We start from the raw sequence: 2,517 nt of genomic DNA, 5'->3' as shown, positions 1-2,517 counted from the left end.
ACAGGAGATTCCTTTTTCCTCATTGCTGGAGGATGCAATACTGAGTGGACCAATGAATTTCTACGGCAAGTCTCACAAGCTTATCCAGATGACTATATTTTACTTGTCATGGATAATGCTATATGGCATAAATCAAGTACCTTAGAGATTCCAAGTAATATTGAGTTAGCTTTTATCCCACCTTATACTCCAGAAATGAACCCTATTGAACAAGTCTGGAAAGAAATTCGAAAACGAGGTTTCAAAAATAAGGCTTTCCAAACATTGGAAGCCGTCATTGATAAGCTTCAAGAAGTTATTCAAGGACTGGAAAAAAGCGTTTTAAAGTCCACTGTCAGCAGACAATGGACAAGGTTGCTTTTTGAAAATGATTGAGTATTAATCTTCTTTATGACTCCTTTTTAGGCTTGCTTTTTCTAGGTTTATCTTTTGGTATGTGATCTTTCTTTGGCAAAACATCTGCTATTTCACTTGTCTTGACCTCGCTTTTAGCGAGGGTTTTCTTCTATATAAATCTAGTAACAGCTTCCAGCAAACTTGTCGCATTCTTTTTCTAGTGGTATAATGTTACTAGTCTGATGAATGGAGGAAACAAGATGAAAGAATATAACAAGTCTAGTAAGTTAGAGCATGTTGCTTATGATATCCGTGGTCCGGTTTTGGAAGAAGCCATGCGGATGCGAGCAAATGGAGAAAAGATTTTGCGTCTGAACACAGGAAATCCAGCAGAATTTGGCTTTACAGCGCCAGACGAGGTCATCCATGACTTGATTATGAATGCGCGTGATAGTGAAGGCTATTCTGATTCCAAAGGGATTTTCTCAGCCCGTAAGGCCATCATGCAGTACTGCCAACTGAAGAAATTCCCCAATGTGGCTATAGATGATATTTACCTTGGAAATGGTGTCAGTGAGTTGATTGTCATGTCCATGCAGGGGCTTTTGGACAATGGAGATGAGGTCTTGGTGCCTATGCCCGACTATCCTCTCTGGACAGCGGCTGTCAGCCTAGCTGGGGGAAATGCCGTTCACTATATCTGTGATGAAGCTGCAGAATGGTACCCTGATATTGCGGATATCAAGTCAAAAATCACTTCCAATACCAAGGCAATCGTCCTTATCAATCCAAACAACCCAACTGGAGCCCTTTATCCGAAGGAACTCTTGCTGGAGATTATTGAGATTGCCCGTCAAAACGACTTGATCATCTTTGCGGATGAGATCTATGATCGCATGGTCATGGATGGGCATGTGCATACGCCTGTGGCGAGTCTGGCACCGGATCTCTTCTGTGTCAGCATGAATGGTCTGTCAAAATCGCATCGTATCGCTGGTTTCCGTGTGGGTTGGATGGTCTTGTCTGGCCCTAAGACTCATGTTAAGGGCTATATCGAAGGGCTCAATATGCTGTCCAATATGCGCCTTTGCTCTAACGTTTTGGCCCAACAAGTCGTCCAAACCTCCTTGGGTGGTCACCAGTCAGTCGATGAATTACTCCTTCCTGGTGGACGGATTTATGAGCAAAGAAACTTCATCTACCATGCCATTCAGGATATTCCAGGTTTATCTGCCGTTAAACCCAAGGCGGGTCTCTATATCTTCCCCAAAATCGACCGCAATATGTACCGTATCGATGATGATGAGCAGTTTGTCCTTGATTTCTTGAAGCAGGAAAAGGTGCTCTTGGTTCATGGTCGCGGTTTTAACTGGCAGGAACCAGACCACTTCCGTATCGTTTACCTTCCTCGTGTCGAGGAACTAGCCCAAATCCAAGAAAAGATGACTCGTTTCTTAAAACAGTATCGCAGATAGGGCTTACATGAGAAAAAGCTGGAAACATTTGCCTAGAGCTATTGACAAAAGTGACAGAATCAGATAGAATGGTAAAGTATGTTTAGTAACTGATCACTTTATAGCCGGCTAAACGAATACAAAATCTATGAGGAGGTATTCATCGTGAAACGTACTTATCAACCAAGTAAACTTCGTCGTGCGCGCAAACACGGATTCCGTAACCGTATGTCAACTAAAAATGGTCGTCGCGTATTGGCAGCTCGTCGTCGTAAAGGACGCAACGTTTTGGCTGCCTAGTCCAAACCACGGAGAAGGAAAGTCAGTAGGAACTCGAGTCTACTGGCTTTTATTGTGCTTAAAAATAGGGGCAAGAGTAGATGAACCCGGTGTCAAAGATAGAGTAGCTGGAAGCTAGGATAGTAGATAGCGACTGCTAAAACAGTTTTAGAAATTGCTTTGCATTTCCTAATCAATCTGTTGCGTTTTTATTTCCTTTCGCTATAGATCTGTCTGGTAAAGGAAGGGCTCGTCATAAGCTATAGTAGATTGAAACGAGAATAGGACACCTCTACTTCTAAAACATCTCATTTTTAGGAGGGCTGGGTGGCTAACTTCCTTATAGAACTGTTAGTGAGATTCAGCGATGAAAAAAATGATAAAAGTGTCAGGATAAGTGTTGACTAATTTTATCAAAGTGGTATAATGTAGCTGTGATAGCTGTGAT

At 42.3% G+C, this 2,517-nt stretch carries 3 protein-coding genes; all 3 read left to right on the top strand.

Features of this window, described 5'->3' with window-relative positions:
- Window positions 1-375, top strand: a 375-nt coding sequence (locus tag HT693_RS00130; RefSeq protein WP_172924628.1) for an IS630 family transposase, incomplete at its 5' end; no start/stop codon positions are given.
- A gap of 221 nt (window positions 376-596) precedes the next feature.
- Window positions 597-1,811, top strand: a complete 1,215-nt coding sequence (locus HT693_RS00125) for a pyridoxal phosphate-dependent aminotransferase (protein ID WP_055356962.1) — start codon at window positions 597-599, stop codon at window positions 1,809-1,811.
- 144 nt (window positions 1,812-1,955) lie between these two features.
- A complete protein-coding gene (gene rpmH / locus HT693_RS00120) occupies window positions 1,956-2,090 on the top strand; it encodes a 50S ribosomal protein L34 (RefSeq protein ID WP_000831907.1) in 135 nt (44 codons plus the stop codon).
- The last annotated feature ends 427 nt before the right edge of the window (window positions 2,091-2,517 follow it).

This window comes from Streptococcus sp. 2154 (assembly GCF_013277255.1).
Lineage (GTDB): Bacteria > Bacillota > Bacilli > Lactobacillales > Streptococcaceae > Streptococcus > Streptococcus pseudopneumoniae.
This window is presented reverse-complemented; position numbering and strand designations above follow the sequence as displayed.

Coding starts and splice junctions, on each gene's coding strand:
- HT693_RS00125 (WP_055356962.1), top strand. CDS start 597: ATGAAAGAATATAACAAGTCTAGTAAGTTAGAGCATGTTGCTTATGAT.